We start from the raw sequence: 24,404 nt of genomic DNA, 5'->3' as shown, positions 1-24,404 counted from the left end.
GCACAGAACCGCTCGGATCGATGCAAGGCGTGCGATCTGGATCTCAAAGTCACCCTCCGGGTGTGTATGACCGATCCCACACGCCCAGGATGCCCGTACTACCGGGAGTAGTACGCATTTGTGTCGGACTGGCCGTAGACTCGGTGGAATGGCTGGTCTAGGCGAACTCGAGCGTGCAGTGATGGATCATCTGTGGGATTCCTCGGAACCACAGACGGTGCGGCAGGTCCACGAGGCGCTCGCCGCCCATCGAGAACTCGCGTACACCACAGTTATGACCGTTCTCCAACGGCTCGCCAAGAAGCAGCTCGTCGTTCAACAGCGAGACGATCGCGCGCACCGGTACGTCCCGCTGCACAGCCGCGACGAACTCGTTGCGAGCCTGATGGTCGACGCGCTGTCCCAGGCGCCGGAGTCCGGAGGCCGCGCAGCCGCACTGGTCCACTTCGTCGGACAGGTGGGTGCAGACGAAGCTGCGGCGCTCCGAGAAGCTCTTGCAGCCTTGGAAGTGGCACAATCGGGCGGACACCCGTCGTCTCCGAACGAAGATCGACAATCCGACTGATTCCTGCCCGCGGTTAGTGAGGAAATGAACTCCACCACAGCGCTGGTATTCGCAGTACTTGCCCTGCTGTTGACGGGGCCAGTTCCTGCTGTTCTGAGCCATGCCACCTGGCCGTATCGTGCGCCTCGAGCGGCGCTCGTGCTGTGGCAGGCGATCGCTGTCGCCGCTGTGTTCTCCGCGTTCAGCTCCGGTCTGGCAATCGGCGGTCTGTTGCTAGTCCCAGGCCCGGACGGAAAGCCGACGACGGCACCGACCGACGAAATCGAGGCCCTCGGTCTGCCGTTGTGGATCTTGTACGTGGTCGTGCTCGCCATCACGCTCGGGATCGGCGCCAAACTCATGTTCTCCGTCGTCCAGGTGGCGATACGAACGCGGCGTCGACGCGCACGGCACCGTGTGCTCGTGGATCTACTCGACCGAAGCAGCAGCACCGGCCGGCCGTTCCCCGGTGTGCGTGACGCCGACATACGCGTGCTCGACGCAGTCGAACCCATTGCGTACTGCCTACCGGGCCTGCGCCAACGGGTGGTGCTGAGCGAAGGAGTACTGACCAATCTCAGCCGCGCCGAGCTGAAAGCAATCCTCAGCCACGAGCGTTCTCATCTCCGCTCACGACACGACTTGGTCCTCGAAGCGTTCACCGCGGTGAACGAAGCGTTTCCTCGCATCGTTCGTAGCAAGTCGGCGCTGGGCAGCGTGCAGCTTCTCGTCGAGCTGCTAGCCGACGATTCCGCAGTCAAGGTGACCGGGCCGACCCCTCTCGCCAGAGCATTGGTCACCTGCGCAGGCTCGACTGCACCCCGAGGCGCGCTGGCCGCCGGTGGGCCGAGCACGCTGATCCGCGTCCAGCGGTTGAGCGGTCCCCGCGTCGATCTCCGAACCAGTGTCGCCGCGTACGGCGCGGCCGCGATAATTCTGGTCGTGCCCACTATCTTCGTCGCCATGCCGTGGCTGGAAGAACTGAAACGTCTGATGAGCCACGGCTGACGAGTAGGCCAGCTCACACCTGTTCGAAGCGGTGAATCGAAGCCTCGTGACGTACACTCGAACACGGTCGCCATTGCGGCCTAGAAATTCGAAAAGGCACAAACAGCCCCACTATGCGCAGTGTTTTCCACGCGCACGGATGGCCAGGTGACAGTGCCCTGGCTCGTCATATATGTGTTCTAGCTGTTGTTTGTGCCCCTCTCGCGGGTGTTTCCCCAGCTGTAGCTTCGTGGCGTGCCCGTAATCCGGAGAGGTTCAACTGCGTGACTCACGCTGTCTCGACTAGTACATCCACCCCTGCCACCACGGACGCCGTAAGCGATTCGCCCGTGGTGACCTTTGCCGAACTCGGTCTACCAGAACCGGTCGTCGCCGCATTGGCTCGAAATTCCATCACCGTTCCTTCGCCCATCCAGGCGAAGGCGCTTCCCGACGCCATCGCGGGCAAGAACGTCCTCGGTCGCGCGCAGACGGGGTCCGGCAAGACTCTGGCCTTCGGCCTGCCGATCCTCGCTCGCTTGGCTTTGCACACTGACCGCCCGGCAGCCAAACGCCCTCGTGCGCTCGTTCTCGTACCGACTCGTGAACTCGCGTTCCAGGTCGTCGAATCCCTGGCCCCCTACGCAGGCGCTCAGGGGCTGACCGTTCGCGCAGCGGTCGGTGGCACTCCGTTCAACAAGCAGGTCGAGCAGCTTCGCCGCGGCGTCGACGTTCTCGTCGCAACGCCCGGTCGGTTGGCAGACCACCTGCGCCAGGGAACTTGCGTGCTCGATTCGATCGAGATCACCGCGCTGGACGAAGCAGACCAGATGGCCGACATGGGATTCCTTCCCGAGGTCCGCGCAGTGCTTGCCGACACACCGGCAGACGGGCAGCGGATGCTGTTCTCTGCCACCCTCGATCGGGAAGTTCAGTCGCTCGTACGTCAGTTCCTGCCGGACCACGTGGAACACTCCACGCAGGACGGCAAGGCAAGCGTGCGGACGATGGACCACTACATGTTGATGGTCGACCGTGGTCAGAAAGACGTCGTCCTGTCCGAAATCGGAGCACGCGACGGCCGCACGATCATGTTCGCACGCACCAAGCTCGGCTGCGACGGAATCACAGACCGCCTTCGCGCCCTCGGTATCGCTGCAGAGTCGCTGCACGGCGGCAAAGCTCAGAACCAGCGCACCCGGGTCCTGGAGCGATTCAAGAACGGCCGCACACCTGTTCTCGTTGCGACAGATGTCGCCGCCCGCGGAATCCACGTCGACGGAATCGATCTCGTCGTCCACGTCGATCCGCCAGCCGATCACAAGGACTACCTGCACCGCGCGGGTCGCACGGCCCGCGCAGGCGAAAAAGGCACCGTCGTCGCAATCGTTCTGCCCAATCAGCGTCGCCAGGTCCAGAAATTAACTGGAATGGCCGGCGTCAAAGCAACTTCGGTGAATGTCGCGTCCGGCTCGGCAGAGCTGTCCAGCATCACCGGGGCCAAGAAGCCGACGGGTGAGCCGTTGCGAGCGGAAAGCTCGGCTCCACGCGATCGTCGCGACAGCCGTCCCCGCACCGGCGGCTACCAGGGTGACCGTCCCCGCACCGGCGGCTACCAAGGTGACCGTCCCCGCACCGGCGGCTACCAAGGTGACCGTCCCCGCACCGGCGGCTACCAAGGTGACCGTCCCCGCACCGGCGGCTACCAAGGTGACCGTCCCCGCACCGGCGGCTACCAAGGTGACCGTCCCCGCACCGGCGGCTACCAAGGTGACCGTCCCCGCACCGGCGGCTACCAGGGCGACCGTCCCCGCACCGGCGGCTACCAAGGCAGCGACGACCGTCGTCAGTCCGCAGTCGTGCGTGAGGACACCAGGTCGGGTGGCTTTCGTAGCCGCACCGATCGTCGCGAGTACGACGGATTCGACGGGCCTGCCCGCAATCGCTGAAGCTCGACGCTTGCTGATGTGAAGTAGTACCGACCCGAGACCGGGGCGTCGTTCCGAATTCGAGACGACGCCCCGGTCTCGTTCTGTCGAGTCCGTACACGAAATGCGGCCCCCAACTTTCATTCACTCGCTCCGCAAGGAAAGCTGTACCCATGACTTCAGGAGTGGATTCGTCAGAACTTGCCCAGATCGGTGTCACCGGACTCGCTGTGATGGGTTCGAACATCGCCAGGAACTTCGCGCGCAACGGGCACACTGTTGCGCTGCACAACCGCAGCATCGCCAAAACCGATGCTCTCTTGGCGGAGCACGGTAGCGAAGGGAAGTTCATTCGCACCGAGACGATCGAAGAGTTCGTCGCTGCGCTGCAGAAGCCTCGCCGCGTGTTGATCATGGTGAAGGCCGGCGACCCCACCGATGCAGTAATCGAGGAACTCGCAGGCGCCATGGAAGAGGGCGACATCATCATCGATGGTGGAAATGCGCTCTACACCGACACCATTCGCCGCGAAGCGTCGCTCAAACAGCGCGGACTGCTCTTCGTCGGCGCCGGGATCTCCGGAGGCGAGGAGGGGGCGCTGAACGGGCCGTCGATCATGCCCGGTGGCCCAGTGGACTCGTACAAGGCGCTCGGCCCGTTGCTCGAATCGATTGCAGCACAGGTGGATGGCACGCCGTGTTGCACACACATCGGTCCGGACGGATCCGGCCACTTCGTAAAGATGGTGCACAACGGCATCGAGTATGCAGACATGCAACTCATCGGTGAGGCCTACAACCTGTTCCGTGACGCACTCGACTACACACCGCAGCAGGTGGCCGATGTGTTCACCGAATGGAACGCGGGCGACCTCGAGAGCTACCTCGTCGAGATCACCGCCGAGGTGCTGAAGCAGGTCGACGCGAAGACCGGCCAGCCGCTCGTAGATGTGATCGTCGATGCTGCCGAGCAGAAGGGCACAGGCCGCTGGACGGTCAAGGCTGCCCTCGACCTCGGTGTGCCGGTCACCGGCATCGCCGAAGCTGTCTTCGCACGTGCACTGTCCGGATCGCGTAGCCAACGCAAGGCCGCAGTCGGTCTTGCGTCGGGAACTCTCGCTGCCAAGCCCTCCGACGCCGAACAGTTCACCCACGACATCAGTCGCGCGCTCTATGCGTCCAAAATCGTTGCATATGCACAGGGCTTCGACCAGATTGCAGCGGGCAGCGCAGAGTACGACTGGAATCTGCACCCCGGTGATCTGGCCACCATCTGGCGCGGCGGTTGCATCATCCGTGCTCGCTTCCTCAACCGCATCAAGGATGCCTACGACGACAACGCCGATTTGCCGAGTTTGATCCTCGCACCGTACTTCCGGGACGCGATCGAAGACGCTATCGACAGCTGGCGTCGTGTCGTCATCACCGCAGCATCGCTCGGTATTCCGGTTCCCGCATTCGCGTCCTCTCTCGCCTACTACGACGCATTGCGCGCTGAGCGCCTGCCTGCTGCCCTTACTCAGGGACAGCGCGACTTCTTCGGCGCGCACACCTACGAGCGCATCGACTCCGAGGGCAAGTTCCACACGCTGTGGAGTGGCGACCGTAGCGAGATTCAGGCTTAACGGGATTCAGGCCTAGTTCTACCTGCTCGCGACCGTGCGCTCGGTAATCACGATCTCTCCGAGCACACGGTCGCGGTTCCAGGAACCGGACGGTTCAGTCGAACTCGTCGTACCAGCCCGGTGGCGGCCCGAGGACAGGCTGCACGATGGACGACGGGAAGTCCCCTTCCCAGGGAAGGTTGCCGTCCGAGTCTCGCCACACCGCTTGAACTGCCGACACGTTGTCACCGGAATAGATCCGGCACGCCATCAGAAGCCAGTCCTCGGACTCCGCTACGTCGACAAACGACAGCTCGAAACCGCCTGCGCTGCACTCGGTCCCGGCCTCGAAGCGGACACACCCGAACAGAATGCGACGAGCGAGCACGTTAAGTACCGAGGCGGACTCGCCTGCCGAACGGCCCGTCAATATCAACTCAGGATGACCGTGAGCAGTCAGGCCGACGGTGTAGCAGAACGCCGGCACGATGTCCTCCAAGTGGTCCCGGTCATCCCCGTCGTCCGCCTGAATCCCTGAGCCCTCCAACTCTGCGTCCGCCCGCGAACTCACGTACTGCAGCGCCCATCCGTACCGATCTATCAGCCCCTCCACGCCGACGACGTAATCCTCGATCGATCGACCGTCACACATCGCGCACATGACTCCCCCATCTCCGCCGAACATCGTGATCTCTGCCGATACAGAAACTCGAACGTATGTTCGTGCCAGTCGAATGATGGCAAGCACCACCGACACGAACACGACGGGGCGGTACTGTTCCGCTATGCCTGGATCGACTTCTTCGTTCGCAGATCTAGGGCTGCGTCCCGTCGTAGTACACGCCTTGCGACGGCTCGGCGTTCAGGAGCCCTTTCCGATCCAATCCGCAGCAATTCCCGACGCTCTGGCCGGTCGCGACATCCTCGGTCGAGCCCCCACCGGCTCCGGGAAGACACTGGCCTTCGGACTGCCACTCCTACACCGCCTGTCAGGCCGAGCAAGCGTCCCAGCCCGTCCCCGAGCCATCGTGCTCGTTCCCACTCGCGAACTCGCCCTCCAGATCAGCACGTCCCTCGAGGAGCCGGCTCTGGCGTCGGGAATTCGAATTGCAAGCGTGGTCGGCGGAGTTCCACTCAAGCGACAACTCGACGTACTTCGCCGCGGAGTAGACGTCGTCGTTGCCACTCCGGGACGTCTCGAGGATCTCGTGTCGACAACGGCGGTGTCCCTCGCAGATGTGGAAATCGCAGTAATAGACGAGGCCGACCGCATGTCCGATCTCGGGTTTCTGCCTCAGGTCGAGGCGCTGCTCGACCGAACTCCTGGCGATGGACAGCGAATGTTGTTCTCTGCCACCCTCGACGGCGAGGTGAATACTCTCATCGAGAAGTACCTACGCACACCTGCATTTCATCGAACGGTCGGTGCGCCGGTCGCAGACTCACCCGTCGAGCACCATTTCTTCCGTGTCACAGCGCAGAACAAGGATTCGGTCGCAGCTGCGATCGCATCCCGTGACGGCAGCACCATTCTTTTCCTGCGAACCAAACACGCGGTGGATCGACTTACCGAGAAGCTTCGATCGGAGGGTGTTTCAGCAGCGGCACTACACGGAGACAAATCCCAGGCCAGCCGCGTGCACACCATGGCGGCGTTCACCGACGGATCGGTACCTGTACTGGTGGCTACGGACGTCGTTGCACGAGGAATCGACATCGACGGTGTCACCCTCGTCGTACACGTCGATCCACCCGTCGATGTGAAGGACTACACGCATCGCGCCGGCCGCACCGGTCGCGCGGGCCGAACCGGCGTCGTCGTGACACTGCTGACCGAGAACCAGGAAGAACACGTCACCTCCCTCATCGACCAAGCGCACCTCGACGCCCCCATCGCGGACGTCGTGCCGTCGAGCCCAGCTCTCGTGGCGGCTACCGGCGCGAGGAAGCCGACCGGAATACCTGTCGGCGCGTCGACACCGCCGAGTGGCGCCACTGCCACGCGTACCGGTTCTCGCCGGGCATCCGGCTCCACTCCTCAACGCACACGGTCTCGCAGGCCGGGTCGTCGATGAGCAGCTCACCGATTCTGCCTGTCGTTCTCGCGCTCATCGCGGCGATGTTGTTCGCCTGCGCCTCCGTCGCGCAGCAGAGTGCGGCCGCCGCCGTACCCGAGGGAACCTCACTGATATCCGCACTCCTGCGAAGCCCACGCTGGTGGGCAGGCGTGATCGGCGATATCGGTGGTTACGCAATGCAGGTCGCGGCGCTGTGGGTGGGCTCGGTCCTCCTCGTCCAACCGCTTGTGGTGTCCATGTTGCTGTTCGCCCTGCCGCTGTCCGCCAAATTCTCGGGTTTCACGATGACGCGGACCACCTGGATGCTGGCCATCTCACTTGCGCTCGCCTTGGCTGTGTTCATAGTCGTGGGCGATCCCACCGAAGGTCATTCGAACGCACCGTTTTCCGAGTGGTTGGTTCCGCTGGTGATTTCGGCTGCAGTCATCTCGACGTGTGCGGTCGCCGGGCTCGTGTTGAAGAATCCTGGTCACCGAGCCCTGCTGCTCGGTGCGGCGGGTGGCCTCTTGTTCGGTGTTGCAGTTGCGTTCACCAAATTCGTATCGGATCTGGTGGAGAACGACTTCGTCGGAGCTCTGACCGCGTGGCAAACCTATGCGCTCATCGGGTGCGGCGCGCTCGGGTTCTACCTCCAACAAGTTGCATTTCAAGCCGGTCCGCTGTCGGCGTCGCTGCCCGCAGTCACGATCGGCGAACCTTTCGGCGCAGCGTTCCTGGGTATCACCGTCCTGGACGAGCGAGTACGCGACGGCCCTCTCGCTCTCGTGGTCATCGCGGTGTGCGTTGCCGTCATGATCGTCTCGACCATTGCGCTGTCGCGGTCACAAGCAATGGTGACCGAGGGCGCCGCCGCCGGCTGACAGGTAGGCTGACGCAACGTGCAGTTCCTCGATGGCCACCGGCCCCCATACGACCTGACCTACGATGACGTGTTCTTCGTCCCGAACCGGACGGATGTCACCTCCCGGTTCGACGTCGATCTCTCCACTGTCGATGGCACAGGTACAACCATTCCGATCGTCGTCTCCAACATGACCGCGGTGTCCGGCCGTCGCATGGCAGAGACCGTCGCCCGCCGAGGCGGAATTACGGTCCTCCCCCAGGATTTACCGATCGATGCCGTCAGCGAGACAGTTGCGTTCGTCAAGAGCCGTGACCTCGTGGCCGATACACCGGTGGTCCTCGGACCCGATGCATCGGTCTCGGACGCACTCGCGCTGATGCACAAGCGTGCACACGGCGGTGTGATCGTCGTCGAAGGCGGCAAGCCGGTCGGGGTCGTCACCGAGGGCGCCTGTGCCGACGTGGACCGATTCGCGAGGCTTCAGTCGATCGCCGCAACCGATTTCGTCACCGTGCCCTCCGACGCGACCCCACGCTCGGTTTTCGAAGCCCTGGATTCGGCACACGAGAATCTAGCGGTCCTGGTCGACGCCGACGGAAGCCTCGCAGGTGTGCTCACGCGCACTGGAGCAGTTCGCGCCGGCATATACTCGCCCGCCATCGACGATGCGGGACGACTGCGCGTCGCTGCCGCAGTCGGAATCAACGGCGATGTCGCTGCGAAAGCGCAGTCGCTCGTCGAGACCGGGGCGGACGTCCTCGTCATCGATACCGCGCACGGACATCAGGAGAAAATGCTCGATGCGCTGGCAGCCATCGCGGCACTCGACCTCGGCGTCCCATTGGCGGCGGGAAACGTCGTGTCCGCAGCAGGTACGCGCGATCTCATCGCTGCGGGCGCGAACATCGTCAAGGTCGGTGTCGGGCCAGGAGCCATGTGCACCACGCGAATGATGACCGGCGTCGGCCGCCCGCAATTCTCCGCGGTCGCCGAATGTTCTTCGGCCGCAGCCGAGCTGGGGGCTACCGTCTGGGCGGACGGCGGGGTCAGGCATCCACGTGATGTGGCACTCGCGCTGGCCGCAGGCGCGTCGAACGTCATGATCGGATCGTGGTTCGCCGGGACCTACGAGTCACCAGGAGATCTGCGCGTCGACGCCGCCGGCCACGCGTACAAGGAGAGCTTCGGCATGGCCTCCAAGCGTGCGGTTGCTGCCCGCACCGCGACCGACAACGCGTTCGACCGGGCGCGCAAGGGTTTGTTCGAGGAGGGGATTTCGAGTTCCAGGATGCGATTGGACCCGGATCGCCCAGGCGTGGAGGATCTCATCGACCACATCTGCGCGGGTCTGCGGAGTACCTGCACGTACGCAGGTGCTCGAACTCTCCCAGAGCTTCATCAGCGCGCAGTGCTTGGCGTTCAGTCTGCAGCCGGGTTCGCCGAGGGACGTCCGCTTCCGAGTGGGTGGTGAGACGTCCCACTTTCCCTGTCACCGCATCGGTCGGGCGAGCAGATAAGATAGGGCCTTCGGTAATCGCGAGTACTTTCTGCGACCGTGTTCTCACGAGCACGGTCGCAGAAGACGAGAGAAAGGAACCAGGTGCCTGAGGCACCCGTTATCAACAACGCCCCGGTCGCATCGAGCGACCTCGGCGACGAGGGCTCCACTTCGGAGGGCTCCTCTATCGAGCCGGGTGACCAACCCGGCGACATTCGTTCGACACGTCAGCTGCACGGCGCAGGACACGGTGCGGTACTCCTGTCTCAGCTCCGGCGGCGATGACGGTGGACATCGCAATCAGCATTCTCAGTCTGTTGGGATTTGTCGCCCTGACGGCGGGCACAGCCTTGTTCGTGGCGGCAGAATTCTCGTTGACCGCTCTGGAAAAGAGCTCGGTCGATTCCGCTGTCTCGACATACGATGACACCCGCTCACGTCAGGTCCAGCACGCACATCGGACCTTGTCTTTCCAGCTGTCCGGCGCGCAGCTCGGAATCACCATCACTACCCTGATCACCGGGTACATTGCCGAACCTGTGCTCGCCGGTTTCTTCGTACCGGTGGCCACCGCCGCCGGTGCGTCCGAGAGTGTCGCATCGGGTATCTCACTTGCTGCGGCATTGGTCATCGCGACATCGTTCTCGATGATTTTCGGCGAACTCGTTCCCAAGAACATAGCCATCGCGTTGCCGATGGGGACTGCGCGCGCGACAGCCGGCGCGATGTCGGGATTTTCGGCGATCTTTCGCTGGGCCATCAGAGGTCTCAACGGGTCGGCCAACTGGCTTGTACGCCGGCTCGGTGTCGAACCCGCCGAAGAGCTGAGATCCGCACGTTCCCCCCGCGAGCTTGGTTCCCTGGTGCGTACTTCAGCGCAGCAGGGTTCCCTCGACGAGGGAACGGCACGGCTCGTCGACAGGTCGCTCCAGTTCGGCGAGCGGACCGCGGAGGAGCTGATGACTCCACGGGTGAAAGTGGAGTCGTTGTCGGTCTCCGACACCGCGTTCGATCTCATCGAAACCGCGGCACGAACCGGATTCTCGCGTTTCCCTGTCGTCGACGGCGACCTCGACGACACGGTCGGAGTCGTACACATCAAACACGCGTTTGCCGTGCCTGCCTCGAATCGGCGATCGACTCGCCTCGATGCACTCGCGCAGGATGTACCCGTAGTGCCCTCCAGTCTCGACGGCGACACCGTCATGGAGCGTGTTCGAGCCGATGGGATGCAGGTTGCTTTGGTCGTCGACGAGTACGGCGGAACAGCCGGAATGGTCACGATGGAAGACCTCATCGAGGAGATAGTCGGAGAGGTCAGAGACGAACACGACGAGCCCGAGGTGGACGTACAACGAGTGGGCGACAGCTGGATCTGCTCCGGTTTGCTTCGGATCGACGAGGTCGCGTCCGCAACGGGATACCGCGCGCCCGACGGTGAGTACGAAACGATCGGTGGGCTCGTACTCACCGAGCTGGGTCGAATCCCCGTCGAAGGAGATTGCACGATCCTGCCCGCCCCCGAGTTCGACGAACCGTCCGAGTCCGACGGCGGATGGATTGCGAAGGTGACGCACATGGACGGGCGCAGAATCGACCGGATTCTGTTGCAGCCGGTTGCCTCCGACCGACTGTCCGAGCTCAGATCGGAGGACAAAGCCCGTGGGTGACCTACTCGCTGTTCTGCTCGCGGTCTTCCTGCTCGCCGGAAACGCGTTCTTCGTCGGGGCGGAATTCTCGCTGATCTCGGCCCGCCGTGACCGACTCGAATCCTTGCTCGCGCAAGGCAAAAAGCGTGCGAAGTTCGTGATCGAAGCCGGCCAGAACCTGTCGCTGATGCTCGCGGCAGCCCAACTCGGCATCACGATCTGTTCGATTCTGCTGGGCCGAGTGGGCGAACCGGCCGTAGCCCATCTGATCGAGAAGCCAATGGAGCTCGTCGGAATTCCCGAGGCGCTGCTGCACCCGATCTCCTTTGCACTTGCGCTCGGGCTCGTCGTTGTGCTTCACATACTCGTCGGCGAGATGGTTCCGAAGAACATCGCGATCGCAGGACCGGAACGCACCGCAATGATCCTCGTTCCGATCCATCTGATGTTCATCAAGATCGCCAAGCCACTGATCTCGTTCTACAACGTCTGCGCGAATCTCGTGTTGCGTGCACTGCGAATAGAGCCCAAAGACGAGCTCGATTCGTCGGTCTCCGCGGACGAGCTGTCTCAGATGATCGGCGAGTCGCGATCGGAGGGCCTTATCGACGAAGAGGAACACCGTCGGTTGACGCAGGCGCTCGACACCTCCGGTCGCACTGTGGCCGAGGTGCTCATCCCGTCCGATCAGGTTCGTACCGTCCGGCTATCGGGGTTCGACAGCGCCTCCGGGCCGACCCTGGGTTCGGTCGAAGAGGCCGTCATCGCCACTGGATTCTCGAGGTACCCCGTCGAGGCACCCGATGGTGCTCTGGTGGGTTACCTGCACTTGAAGGACGTGCTCGAATACATGGTCGACGATTCTGCGGGCCCGGATTCGGTCATCCCCCGGTCGGAAGTGAGAGCATTGCCTGTGGTCTCCGCGGACACGATGCTCGACGATGCTCTGACTCGCCTGCGACGCACGAGAAGTCACCTGGGCGCCGTCCAGGATGCCACCGGAACCACCGTCGGTATCGTTGCGTTGGAGGATCTCGTCGAAGAGTTCGTCGGAACAGTTCGCGACGGCACTCATCGCATCGCTGGGCCCGCGCCGGGCGGGCTGCGTCGATAGACGTGGTCACCGTTCTACCGGAATCAGACTGGACAGCGAGTCGGGCGGCGCACGCCAACCGAGTCGAGCTGCTGATCGGCGACTACCTTCAGGAACGAGCGCGGGGCGCGTATCACCCCGTCCTCGACTTTCTCTTCACGTACTACAGCTTCAAACCAGGTCATCTCAAGCGCTGGAACCCGGGCTATGGAGTTGTACTCACGGGGGCGCAGGCCGAGGACTACGCGGGGTTGGCGTCGTACGAACCAGTACCCGCCGAAGAGTATCAAGTCCGCGGGTATCGAGTCCGCGAGGCATTGGTCGACCAGCGCAGATCGGCGATCGAATTCACCCTGGGGTTGCTGACTGCGACACGCGATCGGCCACCCAACCTGGGCTGCTTCGGCCTGCACGAGTGGGCCATGGTGTACCAGGGAGGCGTATCGGCGCTGCGGCACGGCACGGTGCCCTTGAGATTGGGGCACGACGGTACCGACGACGTAGTCGACTCCATGAAGCTTCGGTGCACGCACTACGACGCATTCCGGTTCTTCACCGATGCCGCAGTCCCGCGCAATGCACTCTCACTGGAGCCCTCGGGGAGAACCGATCGCGAACAGCCCGGATGCGTGCACGCGAGCATGGATCTCTATAAGTGGAGCTACAAACTATCGCCGCTCGTCGGATCGGATCTGGTGACGGACTGCTTCGAGCTGGCGCTCGTCGCACGAACTGTCGACATGCGAGCGAGCCCCTACGATCTGACGGCATACGGACTCGCACCGATCGCGATCGAAACCCCCACCGGGCGCGCCGACTACGTACGTGCGCAGACCGACCTGACGGCCAGGGCAGCCCCTCTCCGATCGGAACTGATAGCACGGTGCCAGAATCTACTCGTGAACGGCGGTGTCTCGTCTCCGACCTACCGCCGAGTAACATCGACAAAGTAGTCGTTTGGGGCACTGATACAGGTGCCTGTGACCGGAAAGAGCGAGGGATTCATGACCGAACGCGAACGAGTTGGTGGTCTTCAGGTTGCCAAGGTGCTGTACGACTTCGTGCAGAACGAGGCCCTTCCGGGAACCGGTGTCGACCTCGAGCAGTTCTGGACAGGCGTCGAATCGGTGATCACCGACCTGGCACCGAAGAACAAGGCGCTACTCGCGGTGCGGGACGAAATCCAGGGCAAGGTCGATGCTTGGCACGGCGAGCACGCGGGCCCGAACTACGACCGCGCCGCCTACAAAACCTTCCTTCAGGAGATCGGCTACCTCCAGAAGGAGCCGGCCGACTTCCAGATCAGCACTTCCGGTGTCGACACCGAAATCACTTCCACGGCGGGCCCGCAGCTCGTCGTGCCGGTTCTCAATGCTCGCTTCGCGATCAACGCCTCCAACGCACGTTGGGGATCGCTCTACGACGCCCTGTACGGCACCGACGCCATCTCCGAGGACGACGGCGCGGAGAAGGGCAGCAGCTACAACAAGGTCCGTGGCGACAAGGTCATCGCGTTCGCCCGCGACTTCCTCGACGAAGCCGCACCCCTGTCGGTCGGCAGCCACGTCGGCAGCACGAAGTACGTCATCGACGGCGACTCGCTGACGGTAACCCTCGCGGACGGGTCGGCAACCGGTTTGGCCGACCCATCGCAGTTGCTTGGATACCAGGGCACAAAGCAGGCGCCGACCGCAATTCTCTTGGTTCACAACGGGCTGCACTTCGAGATTCAGATCGACGCAGAGAACCCGATCGGGAAGACCGACGCCGCAGGTGTCAAGGACGTCCTGCTCGAGTCCGCCGTCACCACGATCATGGATTTCGAGGATTCCGTCGCGGCCGTCGACGCTGATGACAAGGTCCTCGGTTACCGCAACTGGCTCGGTCTGATGCGAGGCGACCTCACCGAGGAGGTGGCCAAGGGTGGAAAGACGTTCACTCGCACGCTGAACAAGGACCGCACCTACACCACGGTCGGCGGCGGTGAGATCGCCCTGCACGGTCGGTCTCTGCTGTTCGTCCGCAACGTCGGGCACCTGATGACCTCCGATGCGATTCTCGACGCCGACGGCAACGAAGTTCCCGAAGGCATCCTCGACGCATTGTTCACCTCGCTCGCCGGGATGCACTCGCTGGCCGCGGACAATGTGTTGAAGAACTCGCGTACCGGGTCGCTGTACATCGTCAAACCGAAGATGCACGGACCTGACGAGGTCGCGTTCACCGCCGAGTTGTTCGCACGTGTCGAGCAGGTTCTCGGCCTGCCGGTCAACACCCTCAAGGTCGGCATCATGGACGAAGAGCGCCGCACGACGGTCAACTTGAAGGCCGCTATCGAGGCCGCAAAGGAGCGGGTTGTGTTCATCAACACCGGCTTCCTCGACCGCACCGGCGACGAAATTCACACCTCGATGGAGGCGGGACCCGTTGTTCCCAAGGGCGAGATGAAGGCTCAGAAGTGGATCTCGGCGTACGAGAACTTCAACGTCGACACCGGTCTCGCTGCCGGGCTGGAGGGCAAGGCGCAGATCGGCAAGGGGATGTGGGCCATGCCCGATCTGATGCACGACATGCTCGAGCAGAAAATAGCTCACCCGATGGCTGGGGCGAACACCGCATGGGTGCCGTCCCCGACGGCAGCGACGTTGCACGCGTTGCACTATCACAAGGTGGACGTCTTCGCCCGCCAGGAGGAAATCGCTCGATCCAAGCGCGCCACCGTCGACGAGATCCTCGAGATCCCCCTCGCCCCGTCCACGGACTGGTCCGATGAGCAGAAGCGCAAAGAACTCGACAACAATTCGCAGTCGATCCTGGGCTACGTCGTCCGCTGGATCGACCACGGCGTCGGGTGCTCGAAGGTTCCCGATATCAACGACATCGCGTTGATGGAGGACCGTGCGACTCTGCGTATTTCGAGCCAGTTCCTGGCGAACTGGATTCGCCACGGAATCGTGACCGAGGACGAGGTGCGCGAGTCGCTGCAGCGGATGGCTCCCGTGGTGGACCGACAGAACGCATCCGATCCGACGTACAAGAACCTGGCACCCGACTTCGATTCCAACATCGCGTTCCAAGCTGCCAGTGACCTGATCTTCCAGGGCACCAGCCAGCCGAACGGCTACACCGAGCCGATCCTGCATCGCCGTCGACGGGAGTACAAGGCAGCTAGTAACTAGCTGAGCCTTGTAACCTTCTCTCGTGGGTGAACATCGGACCTCAGGGGGGGTCAGAGGCATCAGCAAGGGCCCGGTGATTGCGGTGGGCATCGTCGTAGTGATGGTGCTCGCCGTACTCGGGTGGTTTCAGCTGCGCGAGCGAATCGCGGACCAGGGCGTCGAGGCCGCCGATACGTGTGTCGAGGGGACGGCCGTCATCCCGGTGACGGTCGACCCCGACATCTCCTCTCAGGTGACTCGCATGGCTGCCGACTTCACGGCAACCGCGCCCGTGGTGCGAGATCACTGCATCTCGCTCGAGGTCACCACACGCGAGTCGACTCAGGTGGCCGGTGCATTTGCTGCCGATGTCGCGAGCTGGGACGAGTCGATCCTCGGCCCAGCCCCGGCGCTCTGGATTCCCCGCTCCTCGGATGCGCTCGTGGATCTACCCGCTGGAACTGTCGACGGGACTCCCCGTTCGGTTGCGAGCACGTCGATCGTCCTTGCTGTGCCCGGTGTGGTTGCAGAAGCATTGGAGGCGGCCGGTATCGGGTGGGCGGACCTTCCTCGCCTGCAGTCTGCGCCCGACGGTCTGGACACTCTCGGTCTCCCCGGCTGGGGCGGGCTTCGCATGCGCCTTCCCGTCGGACCCGAGTCGGACTCGTCGGCTGCCGCACTCGGCGCAGTGGCGGCGACCACCTACGACAGTCCGACGCCGGTGTCGGCGTCCGAGCTTCCCCGACGCAGTTCCACTGCCACCGCACTGTCCGCGTTGGCCACGACCGACCGCGGAATACCGTCGACTACAACGGAATCGACCGACAGCGCACTCGGTTCGCTGAGCCGTGATTCGGCGTCCACATCCGATGTGCACGCTGTTCCGGTGACCGAGCAGCAGCTCGACGCCTCGGCTCAGTCCGGCCTGACTGCGTACGCACCGAGTGGATCGACCCCGATCGCGGACCATCCGGCGGCGATCCTCGCCACGGAATGGACGGACGAGACCAGCCGACGCGCGGCAGCTCAGTTCGTCGACTTTCTACGCCAACCCGCGAATGCGCAGATGTTCGTCGATTCCGGCTTCGATGTCGGTGACCCACCCTCGGGAGCTCCCGCTGTCGGTATTACCGCCCAACGCGCGCTCGTCGACGCTGTTCTCGATCCCGCAACACCGCGTCGCGTCACGGCACTGTTGGACATATCCGGCTCGATGGACACAACCGAGGGCTCGAACACCCGATTGAAGAACACGGTCGCTGCACTCGATCAGCAGTTCGGATCGGTCATCGACTCGTCCGAACTGGGACTGTGGGTCTTCAGCAAGGATCTCGACGGCACCCGAGCCTTCCGAACCCTTGTCTCGACCGGTCCGGTCGACGAGCCGTTGGACTCGCGCACTCGCCGCGAGCAACTGATCTCTGCAGCCGGGGAAGTCCGACCTGCCACTGCCACGTCGACGTACGAAGCGGTGACCGCTGCGTTCCTGGACGCTCGAGAGACGTATTCGCCCGGCAAGCCGAACAGCGTCCTGTTGCTGACGGACGGACCGAACGACGACCCGACGATTGCGTCCAGTCGATTTCTGTCGACGCTGTCCGAGATGGTCGATCCGACTCGACCTGTCACGATCGACGTCGTGTCCATCGGAACCAATTCCGACGAATCGACGTTACAGTCCATGTCCGGTATCACCGATGGATCGTTCACCACCGTCGGTTCCTCCGATGGCGCCGAGCTTCCCGACCTTCTCCGAAAGCTGCTGTACTGAAATATGATACGACTTCTTGCATTCGGCACAGTGCTCGCTCTCATCGGACTGTTGCTTCATTTCAGATACGTGCGCGCAACACGGTTGACCCGCCCGTACTCCGTTGTCGCCGATGCCGTGCTCGTCGTGATGTGGATCCTGGCGCTCATCGGCACCGGATCCGGTGAAGTGTTCGACCCAGCGTGGTCGCGACTGCCCGCGTTCATCGGCCTCACTTGGCTTGCAGTGGTCCTGTATCTGGTGCTGGGGACTCTGGTGGTAGGCATCGTCACCTTCGGCATCCGGCTAGTGATGGCGGCGCGTCGTCGAGAGTCGGTCGCAGTGCGACTACGCGTGACCCGAGTCGGATCTGCCATGGTCGCGACAGCATCGGTTGCAGCAGTCGCGTACGGACTGTTCGAAGCGGCACACCCGAAAGTCACCGAAACCACCGTCGCGCTGGACCGGCTGCCGACCGAATTCGACGGCACTCGAGTCGCGTTGGTGTCCGATCTGCACGTCGGCCCTGCACGAGGAGCAGGCTTCGTTCAGAAAGTGGTGGACGAGGTCAATGCCCAGTCCCCCGACATCGTCGTCCTCGACGGCGACCTGATCGACGGCACCGTCGAACTCGTGGGATCCGATCTGTCGCCGCTCTCGGAACTGTCCGCGCCCCTCGGAGTGTTCGCGGTCAGTGGCAACCACGAATTCTATGCCGGAGACGGTGGCGAATGGCTCGACCTCTTTCAGACTCTCGGCGTGACGGTGTTGCGGAACGAACACCAGCCCGTCACCACCTCGGGTGCAACCATCGATATCGCGGGAATCAACGACGCGACGGCTCCTGCACCCTACGAACCGAATCTGACGGCGGCACTGGACGGCCACGACCCCGACAGATTCGTGATGCTGCTGGCGCACCAACCGTTGCAAGCGTTCGAAGCATCCGATCTGGGTGTCGACTTTCAGATGTCGGGTCACACTCACGCCGGACAGATCTGGCCGCTGCGGTATCTCGTCCCTCTGCAACAGCCCAGCATCGAAGGTCTCGACACCGTAGGTGAGACCACGCTCTACACAACCGGGGGTGCGGGTGCCTGGGGACCGCCGGTCCGAGTTGCAGCACCGCCGGAAATCGCGATGCTGCAACTCGTTTCGAACTAGCTCAGGCGAAGGACGCCCTGCCCGTCAGGCGAACGATTCGATAGGCGGGCACGAGCACACGAGGTTTCGATCTCCGTGCGCACCGTCGATTCTCCTGACCGAAGGCCACACCTTGGCGCGGCCGCTCACAGCCTCCGGGTACACGGCCTCTTCCCGCGAGTACGGATGAGTCCACTCACCGACGAGGCACCGAGCTGTGTGCGGCGCTCCACGCAGCGGGTTGTCCGTTGCAGGCCACTCCCCCGTCCCCACTCGGTCGATCTCCGCGCGGATGGCGATCATGGCGTCGCAGAACGCGTCGATTTCGTCGAGGTCTTCGCTCTCGGTGGGCTCGACCATCAGCGTTCCCGCGACGGGAAAGCTCATGGTCGGAGCATGAAATCCGTAGTCAGCCAGACGTTTTGCCACGTCGTCGACGGTAACGCCGGTCGCTTTGGTCAATCCGCGGAGATCGAGAATGCACTCGTGCGCCACCATTCCGTTGTCTCCGGTGTACAGGACAGGAAAGTGCTCGTCCAGCCTGCGGGCAATGTAGTTGGCCGACGCAATCGCCGTCAGCGTGGCGCGACGAAGTCCTTCCGCACCCATCATCCGCACGTACGCCCATGTGATCGACAGAATCGACGCGCTGCCGAACGGCGCAGCCGCGACCGGGGCTCCGCCGCCGAGCTCCGGTCGCAGTGGGTGGCCGGGCAAATAGGGTGCGAGGTGAGACCGGACCCCGACAGGACCGACGCCCGGTCCACCACCACCGTGCGGGATGCAGAACGTTTTGTGCAGGTTCAGATGGCTGACGTCGCCGCCGAAACGACCCGGGCGCGCCAGACCTACGAGGGCATTGAGGTTTGCCCCATCGATGTAGACCTGACCCCCGGCGTCGTGGACCGCAGCGCAGATGTCGTCGATTTCGTGCTCGTATACCCCGTGGGTGGACGGGTAGGTGATCATGATCGCGGCGAGGGTCGTCCTGTGCTGCTCGATCTTGGCGCGTAGATCGTCGACGTCCACGTCTCCGTTCGCCCGGCAGCTCACCACGACGACTTTCATCCCCGCCATCACCGCCGAGGCCGCGTTGGTTCCATGAGCGCTCGACGGAATCAGGCAGATCTCGCGGTGAGACTCTCCTCGATCACGGTGGTAGCTGCGGATTGCAAGAAGTCCGGCGTATTCGCCTTGACTGCCCGCATTGGGCTGCAGGCTGACCGCGTCGTAACCGGTGATGTCGACGAGCCACTTCTCGACGTCGGCGATGAGCGAACGGATACCGACGGTGTCACTGTCGGGAGCGAACGGGTGCAATCGTGCGAAACCAGGCCAGGTGATCGATTCCATTTCCGCTGTGGCGTTGAGCTTCATCGTGCACGATCCGAGCGGGATCATGCTGCGATCGAGCGCAATATCCTTGTCCGACAGCGCCCTGAGGTACCTCAGCATCGATGTTTCCGTGCGGTGTCGAGTGAAAGCCGGATGGGTGAGGTACTCCGACGTGCGGACAAGCGTGTCGGGAATCGAGGAATGACCGTCGGCGACGGAGTACCCAGCCCCGAATGCGGCCAGCACTGCCTCGACGTGCGCCGGCGTCGTGGCTTCGTCGCATGCGACGCCGACCCTGTCCTCGTCGACGAATCGTAGATTGATCCCCGTTGCTTTCGCGGCGTCGACCACAGCACCTGCACGTCCGGGGACCACGGCGGTGACGGTGTCGAAGAAGGAATCACCGGCAAGCTCGACGCCAGCGTCCCTCAAACCACGAGCGAGGGATCGAGCATGCCCGTTGACCTGCTGGGCGATTGCACGTAAACCGGAGCTTCCGTGGTAGCTCGCATACATCGCAGCAACGATCGCCAAGAGCACCTGTGCCGTGCAGATGTTGGAGGTCGCCTTCTCGCGACGGATGTGCTGCTCTCTGGTCTGCAGCGCCAATCGGTAGGCAAGGTCGCCGTCGGCATCGACCGATACTCCTACCAACCGTCCGGGGAGTTGACGTGCATGTGCGGACCGAACTGCCAGATAGCCGGCGTGCGGGCCGCCGTACCCCATGGGTACCCCGAACCGCTGGGTGGTGCCGAAGCAGACGTCGGCGCCGAGCTCACCCGGTGGCGTCGCGATCGTCAACGCCAGGAGATCGGCCCCGATGGCGACGAGCGCCCCGCGCTCATGCGCTTGTTCGATCAGGTGTCGGTGGTCCATCAGGATTCCCGAAGCACCAGGGAATTGAACCAGAACGCCGAAGAAGTCGCCGTCGGGCAGACCCTGAGACACATCGCGTCGGACCAACTCGATCCCCAACGGCTCGGCCCGGGTCTCGAGCACTGCGAGTGTCTGCGGGAAGACATCGGTGTCCACCACGAACCTAGGCGAAGCAGAACTGCGGTTGGCGCGACGTAGGAGCGTCATCGCTTCGGCCGCCGCCGACGCCTCGTCGAGCATCGAAGCGTTTGCGACGTCCATGGCAGTCAGATCGGACACCATCGTCTGAAAGTTCAGCAACGCTTCGAGGCGGCCCTGGCTGATCTCCGGCTGGTAGGGCGTGTAGGCCGTGTACCACGCGGGATTCTCGAGAATTCCCCTGGTGAGCACCGGCGGCGTCAGGGTGTCGTAGTAGCCGAGGCCGATCATCGACGTTGCGACGGTGTTCTGTGCCGCGAGATCGGCCAGTTCGGCGAGTGCGTCGTGTTCGCCGATCGGTTGTGGGAGGACGTCGAGCCCATCGGAGATGCCGTCGGCGGCGTTGTCGAGAATGGACGCGGGTACAGCACGCGTAGCCAGTTCTTCGAGGGAAGCTACCCCGACGGTCTCCAGTATCCGCGCCAATTCCTGGCGATCGGGACCGATATGACGATCGGAAAACGACGGGCGAGAGGTCTGCTCGGTCACGGGCACTCCAGTGGCTTCATGCTGACGGTGGTGGTACGACCGCGCGTATGTGCGGCCGTCCTCCCCCTCTGTCGCATGCTCACCGAAACGAGCGCCTGAGAGATTCACGTCCTACGACCGAAACAGCCGCACGAGCTTTCCCCTTGGGCGGATGGGTGATCCCATCACTTTCCAGAGTCGTCGAAGCTCACACGGTCCGTGTGCCTGAGAGATTGACGGGGAGGTATTGCTCCTTCGGCGTCCGGGACTGGCGGCCCCGGAACTCTCCCGCGCAAGCGCGACTGACTCGAATCTTAGCCGGTCTTGCGGTTGGCGCGACTCTTGCGCCGCGAAGCCAACTCGTCCTCGGGGCTGGTTTCGGCTTCCCCACCGTCGGCCCGCTCCGCGGGGAAGTCGGCGATGAGTCCTGTGAGCTCACGCATCGCGCCGTTGACAGCAATGCCGAAGACGCCCTGTCCACCCTGCAGGAGGTCTACGACCTCTTCTGCAGACGTGCATTCGTACACGGTCGTGCCGTCCGAGAACAACGTGATGTTGGCCAGATCGCCCACACCTCGTTGACGAAGATGGTCGACCGCGACGCGGATGTTCTGCAGCGAGATGCCGGTGTCGAGCAATCGTTTGACGATCTTCAGGACGAGCATGTCCTTGAAGGAGTACAGGCGCTGGCTACCCGAACCCGCTGCCCCGCGAATGGACGGGACCACCAGCCCGGTGCGAGCCCAGTAGTCGAGCTGGCGATAGGTGATGCCTGCGATCTGGCACGCACTGGGAACGCGGTACCCGACCAGTTCGTCAGGAATGGAGTCGTCGGGGAACAACCCCGGCTGGAAATCTCCGACCGGAGTCGCAACGGCGCTCGAGTCCGAGGCGCTGACCGCGGCCTCATCGGTCGGAGTCTCAACTCCGACCGTGAGACTCGCCTCCGGTGCAGCTGTCGCTGAACTCTGGTGGCGCTCCTGCGGCTGATCTCCCACTGACTGCTCCCTCTTCGGATGTCTCGACACTGCGTTCGGAACGAGTGACCTCGGTCCCGTCGAGACGGATCCCGACGTACTGCCGCGTGAAGTTCCACTCCGCGTACCAGGGAAAGACTACGCCCCGCTGCGGTTCGGCGACATACGATCACCGAAGGCGTGCTTCACAACCGGAACGCTATGGGTCGTTCGATTCGAAATCAACGCAACGCGCCGTAAACCTGAACCTAAAGTTGAGGTTGAGACTCTTCCGTTATCAAGTCGAGGGTTTCAGCCGTCCGTGGCCTTGAAATCGTCCGGCGACACCGACTCGAGAAACTCCTTGAACTTCTCGACCTCGTCCTCTCGCTCGTCCGGCATCAAAAGTCCTGCCTCGGCCAAGACCGGCTCTTCCGCAATGATCGGCACTCCCGCGCGCAACGCGATCGCTATCGAATCCGACGGACGAGCAGAAACTCTGATGTCCTTGTCGAACACCAAGTCTGCGTAGAAGGTGCCCTCCTGCAGATCGACGATCCGGACTTCTTTGAGCCGATGACCGAGCGCGCTGATCAGTTCTTTGATCAGATCGTGAGTCAGAGGTCGCGCGGGTTGGACGCCTTGCTGTTCGAGGGCGATAGCCGCCGCCTCCGTCTGGCCGATCCAGATCGGCAGGTAACGCTCACCGTCCGACTCGCGAAGCAGCAACACTGGTTGATTCTGTGGCTGCTCGACACGAATGCCGACTACGCGCATTTCACTCACGGTGACTGCCTCCCACATGCGTTGAAGATCGGGCCGCAGGTCCGAAACGACTCGACTGCAGCCGATTCTATTGGAATCGGCGACCACACGGAGTCACCGATTTTGGGTCACCGGCTTTCGGGCGGTGGAGTCACCGGTCCAGCGCGCCGCGGACTGCAGCTTTGACGAGACAGGTGTGCAAGGTCAGAGACAGCGCCGCCAGTTCGCGGATCATCTCCTCGGCTCGGTCACGAGCGCCTGCGTCCCGGCCCTTTGCGACCGGACCCGCGATCTGCGCGACCAGCCCGGCCTCGCGGTCCGCGGCCAGCTTGAACGCACGTAGGTGCCGTACCTCGAGTCCGAACTGGGACATGGCATACGCGGTCCGCGCCAGTACCACTGACCCTTCGTCGTAGAAGCCCGCCTGGCCCGGAACAATTAGCCCGGCGCGAAGAAGTTCGGTCATGAAGGTGTCGTCGATGCCTGCCCGTTCCATGAGGTCGGACTTACTGATCCGAACTTCACGGTCCGCCAGGAACTCCTCGGGTGACACCTCCCCCGGCGCCACAGACAGTGTCCGAGGCCTGCGAGGTGACGGATCGGCGCTTTCGACACGCGCCACTCCGCTGTCGATGGCCTCGAGCTGTTCTTTGATCACCTTGAGCGGAAGGTACTGATCTCGCTGCGCGGTCAGGACGAACCTCAGTCGCTCGCAATCCGCGACCGAAAAGCGTCGATACCCCGACGGAGTCCTTTCGGGCGAGATCAGTCCCTCGGCTTCGAGAAATCTGATCTTCGAGATGGTCACATCAGGAAAGTCGGGTCTGAGCCGATCCAGGACGGAGCCTATCGACATCCCCCCGGGAGACTGCTGCCCGACGGCGGTCACTGGCTTCCTGCACCCGCAGACGATTCGCCGACCTGCGAACCGGCGCCACCGCGTGGGCCAGTGAGGAACACGAGGCGGAACTTTCCGATCTGCACCTCGTCGCCGTTGGCGAGGACTGCCGAATCGACAGGCTCACGATTGACATACGTGCCGTTGAGGCTGCCGACGTCGACGACCTGGAACTCGTCCTCGTCCTGGCGGAACTCTGCATGCCGACGGCTCACGGTCACGTCGTCGAGAAAGATGTCACTGTCGGGGTGACGTCCAGCCGAAGTGGTCGGCTGGTCGAGAAGGAACCGAGATCCGGCATTGGGTCCCCTCTTCACCACGAGAAGTGCCGATCCGACCGGCAAGCCTTCCACGCCCGACACCGGAGCCTCGGTGGACTGACTCGTCGCCGAGTTGTCCAGCTCCTGGAGGAAGTCCGCACGGAACACCGAAGTGGTCTCCGCCGGCGACTCTCCGTAGATGCCGTCGTTGTCGTTCTCGCTCACCGTTTCTCCTTCTCAGTCCGATCGCCCGGGCTTGGTACCACCCGAGTTACGCAGTAGCTAACTTGCACGTTCTTCAGTTTTTCCGGACCTGCGCCACGTCGCCCACCTGTTCGGCCTCGGCGACTGTCGCAACATTGACCGTACCTT

Annotated in this window: 20 protein-coding genes and 1 riboswitch; of the genes, 14 read left to right on the top strand and 6 right to left on the bottom strand. The window is 63.2% G+C overall.

The window, feature by feature from the left end:
- Positions 1 to 148: 148 nt before the first annotated feature.
- The 4 genes from WDS16_RS09010 to gndA all read left to right on the top strand — a co-directional run bounded on the left by WDS16_RS09010 (position 149) and on the right by gndA (position 5,084).
- Positions 149 to 565: a BlaI/MecI/CopY family transcriptional regulator gene (locus tag WDS16_RS09010; protein ID WP_338892132.1), complete on the top strand. Its 417-nt coding sequence runs from the start codon at positions 149 to 151 to the stop codon at positions 563 to 565.
- A 24-nt stretch (positions 566 to 589) separates the two neighbouring features.
- Positions 590 to 1,552 carry a M56 family metallopeptidase gene (locus WDS16_RS09005; RefSeq protein WP_338892129.1) on the top strand — a complete coding sequence of 321 codons (963 nt, stop codon included), beginning with the start codon at positions 590 to 592 and terminating at the stop codon, positions 1,550 to 1,552.
- Between the two features lie 263 nt (positions 1,553 to 1,815).
- The gene (locus WDS16_RS09000; protein ID WP_422395769.1) at positions 1,816 to 3,480 is read left to right on the top strand and encodes a DEAD/DEAH box helicase; all 1,665 of its coding nucleotides are present in this window, start codon (positions 1,816 to 1,818) and stop codon (positions 3,478 to 3,480) included.
- A 152-nt stretch (positions 3,481 to 3,632) separates the two neighbouring features.
- Positions 3,633 to 5,084 carry an NADP-dependent phosphogluconate dehydrogenase gene (gene gndA, locus WDS16_RS08995; protein WP_338892127.1) on the top strand — a complete coding sequence of 484 codons (1,452 nt, stop codon included), beginning with the start codon at positions 3,633 to 3,635 and terminating at the stop codon, positions 5,082 to 5,084.
- Positions 5,085 to 5,178: 94 nt separating this feature from the next.
- Here the strand turns inward: gndA and WDS16_RS08990 are convergent, their stop codons facing one another.
- Positions 5,179 to 5,826: a DUF4262 domain-containing protein gene (locus WDS16_RS08990; protein ID WP_338892125.1), complete on the bottom strand. Its 648-nt coding sequence runs from the start codon at positions 5,824 to 5,826 to the stop codon at positions 5,179 to 5,181.
- Positions 5,827 to 5,848: 22 nt separating this feature from the next.
- On the opposite strand from WDS16_RS08990, the gene WDS16_RS08985 reads away from it, so the two are divergent.
- From WDS16_RS08985 to WDS16_RS08940, 10 genes are all read left to right on the top strand, one after another.
- A complete protein-coding gene (locus WDS16_RS08985) occupies positions 5,849 to 7,138 on the top strand; it encodes a DEAD/DEAH box helicase (protein WP_338892123.1) in 1,290 nt (429 codons plus the stop codon).
- Positions 7,135 to 8,001 carry a DMT family transporter gene (locus WDS16_RS08980; RefSeq protein ID WP_338892121.1) on the top strand — a complete coding sequence of 289 codons (867 nt, stop codon included), beginning with the start codon at positions 7,135 to 7,137 and terminating at the stop codon, positions 7,999 to 8,001. The genes WDS16_RS08985 and WDS16_RS08980 overlap by 4 nt, the downstream gene beginning before the upstream one ends.
- Before the next feature lie 18 nt (positions 8,002 to 8,019).
- Positions 8,020 to 9,456 carry a GuaB1 family IMP dehydrogenase-related protein gene (locus WDS16_RS08975; RefSeq protein WP_338892119.1) on the top strand — a complete coding sequence of 479 codons (1,437 nt, stop codon included), beginning with the start codon at positions 8,020 to 8,022 and terminating at the stop codon, positions 9,454 to 9,456.
- Between the two features lie 129 nt (positions 9,457 to 9,585).
- Positions 9,586 to 9,768, top strand: coding sequence for a hypothetical protein (locus WDS16_RS08970; protein ID WP_338892117.1), 183 nt, complete (start codon positions 9,586 to 9,588; stop codon positions 9,766 to 9,768).
- A gap of 2 nt (positions 9,769 to 9,770) precedes the next feature.
- Positions 9,771 to 11,153 (top strand): hemolysin family protein, encoded by a 1,383-nt coding sequence (locus WDS16_RS08965; RefSeq protein WP_338892116.1) that lies wholly within the window; start codon positions 9,771 to 9,773, stop codon positions 11,151 to 11,153.
- A complete protein-coding gene (locus tag WDS16_RS08960) occupies positions 11,146 to 12,246 on the top strand; it encodes a hemolysin family protein (protein ID WP_338892114.1) in 1,101 nt (366 codons plus the stop codon). The genes WDS16_RS08965 and WDS16_RS08960 overlap by 8 nt, the downstream gene beginning before the upstream one ends.
- 2 nt (positions 12,247 to 12,248) lie before the next feature.
- Positions 12,249 to 13,178 carry a 3-methyladenine DNA glycosylase gene (locus tag WDS16_RS08955; RefSeq protein ID WP_338892112.1) on the top strand — a complete coding sequence of 310 codons (930 nt, stop codon included), beginning with the start codon at positions 12,249 to 12,251 and terminating at the stop codon, positions 13,176 to 13,178.
- A gap of 51 nt (positions 13,179 to 13,229) precedes the next feature.
- Positions 13,230 to 15,404, top strand: coding sequence for a malate synthase G (locus WDS16_RS08950; RefSeq protein WP_338892109.1), 2,175 nt, complete (start codon positions 13,230 to 13,232; stop codon positions 15,402 to 15,404).
- Positions 15,405 to 15,426: 22 nt separating this feature from the next.
- Entirely contained in the window at positions 15,427 to 17,154 is a 1,728-nt protein-coding gene (locus WDS16_RS08945) for a substrate-binding domain-containing protein (RefSeq protein WP_338892107.1), read from the top strand.
- A gap of 3 nt (positions 17,155 to 17,157) precedes the next feature.
- Positions 17,158 to 18,297 carry a metallophosphoesterase gene (locus WDS16_RS08940; protein ID WP_338892106.1) on the top strand — a complete coding sequence of 380 codons (1,140 nt, stop codon included), beginning with the start codon at positions 17,158 to 17,160 and terminating at the stop codon, positions 18,295 to 18,297.
- A 24-nt stretch (positions 18,298 to 18,321) separates the two neighbouring features.
- Here WDS16_RS08940 and gcvP read toward each other — a convergent pair whose 3' ends face one another.
- From gcvP to odhI, 5 genes are all read right to left on the bottom strand, one after another.
- The gene (gene gcvP / locus WDS16_RS08935) at positions 18,322 to 21,174 is read right to left on the bottom strand and encodes an aminomethyl-transferring glycine dehydrogenase (protein ID WP_338892105.1); all 2,853 of its coding nucleotides are present in this window, start codon (positions 21,172 to 21,174) and stop codon (positions 18,322 to 18,324) included.
- A gap of 182 nt (positions 21,175 to 21,356) precedes the next feature.
- A riboswitch (glycine riboswitch) is annotated at positions 21,357 to 21,454 on the bottom strand.
- A gap of 13 nt (positions 21,455 to 21,467) precedes the next feature.
- Positions 21,468 to 22,151 (bottom strand): MerR family transcriptional regulator, encoded by a 684-nt coding sequence (locus tag WDS16_RS08930; protein ID WP_338892104.1) that lies wholly within the window; start codon positions 22,149 to 22,151, stop codon positions 21,468 to 21,470.
- Positions 22,152 to 22,421: 270 nt separating this feature from the next.
- Positions 22,422 to 22,895 carry a bifunctional nuclease family protein gene (locus WDS16_RS08925; protein WP_068374407.1) on the bottom strand — a complete coding sequence of 158 codons (474 nt, stop codon included), beginning with the start codon at positions 22,893 to 22,895 and terminating at the stop codon, positions 22,422 to 22,424.
- A gap of 130 nt (positions 22,896 to 23,025) precedes the next feature.
- Positions 23,026 to 23,763 (bottom strand): MerR family transcriptional regulator, encoded by a 738-nt coding sequence (locus WDS16_RS08920; RefSeq protein WP_338892101.1) that lies wholly within the window; start codon positions 23,761 to 23,763, stop codon positions 23,026 to 23,028.
- Positions 23,760 to 24,257: an oxoglutarate dehydrogenase inhibitor Odhl gene (gene odhI, locus WDS16_RS08915; RefSeq protein WP_068374352.1), complete on the bottom strand. Its 498-nt coding sequence runs from the start codon at positions 24,255 to 24,257 to the stop codon at positions 23,760 to 23,762. The genes WDS16_RS08920 and odhI overlap by 4 nt, the downstream gene beginning before the upstream one ends.
- Positions 24,258 to 24,404: the final 147 nt, after the last annotated feature.

Source organism: Rhodococcus sovatensis (assembly GCF_037327425.1).
GTDB lineage: Bacteria > Actinomycetota > Actinomycetes > Mycobacteriales > Mycobacteriaceae > Rhodococcoides > Rhodococcoides sovatense.
Note: the sequence above shows the minus strand (reverse complement) of the source record. Positions and strands in the feature narration are given on the sequence as shown.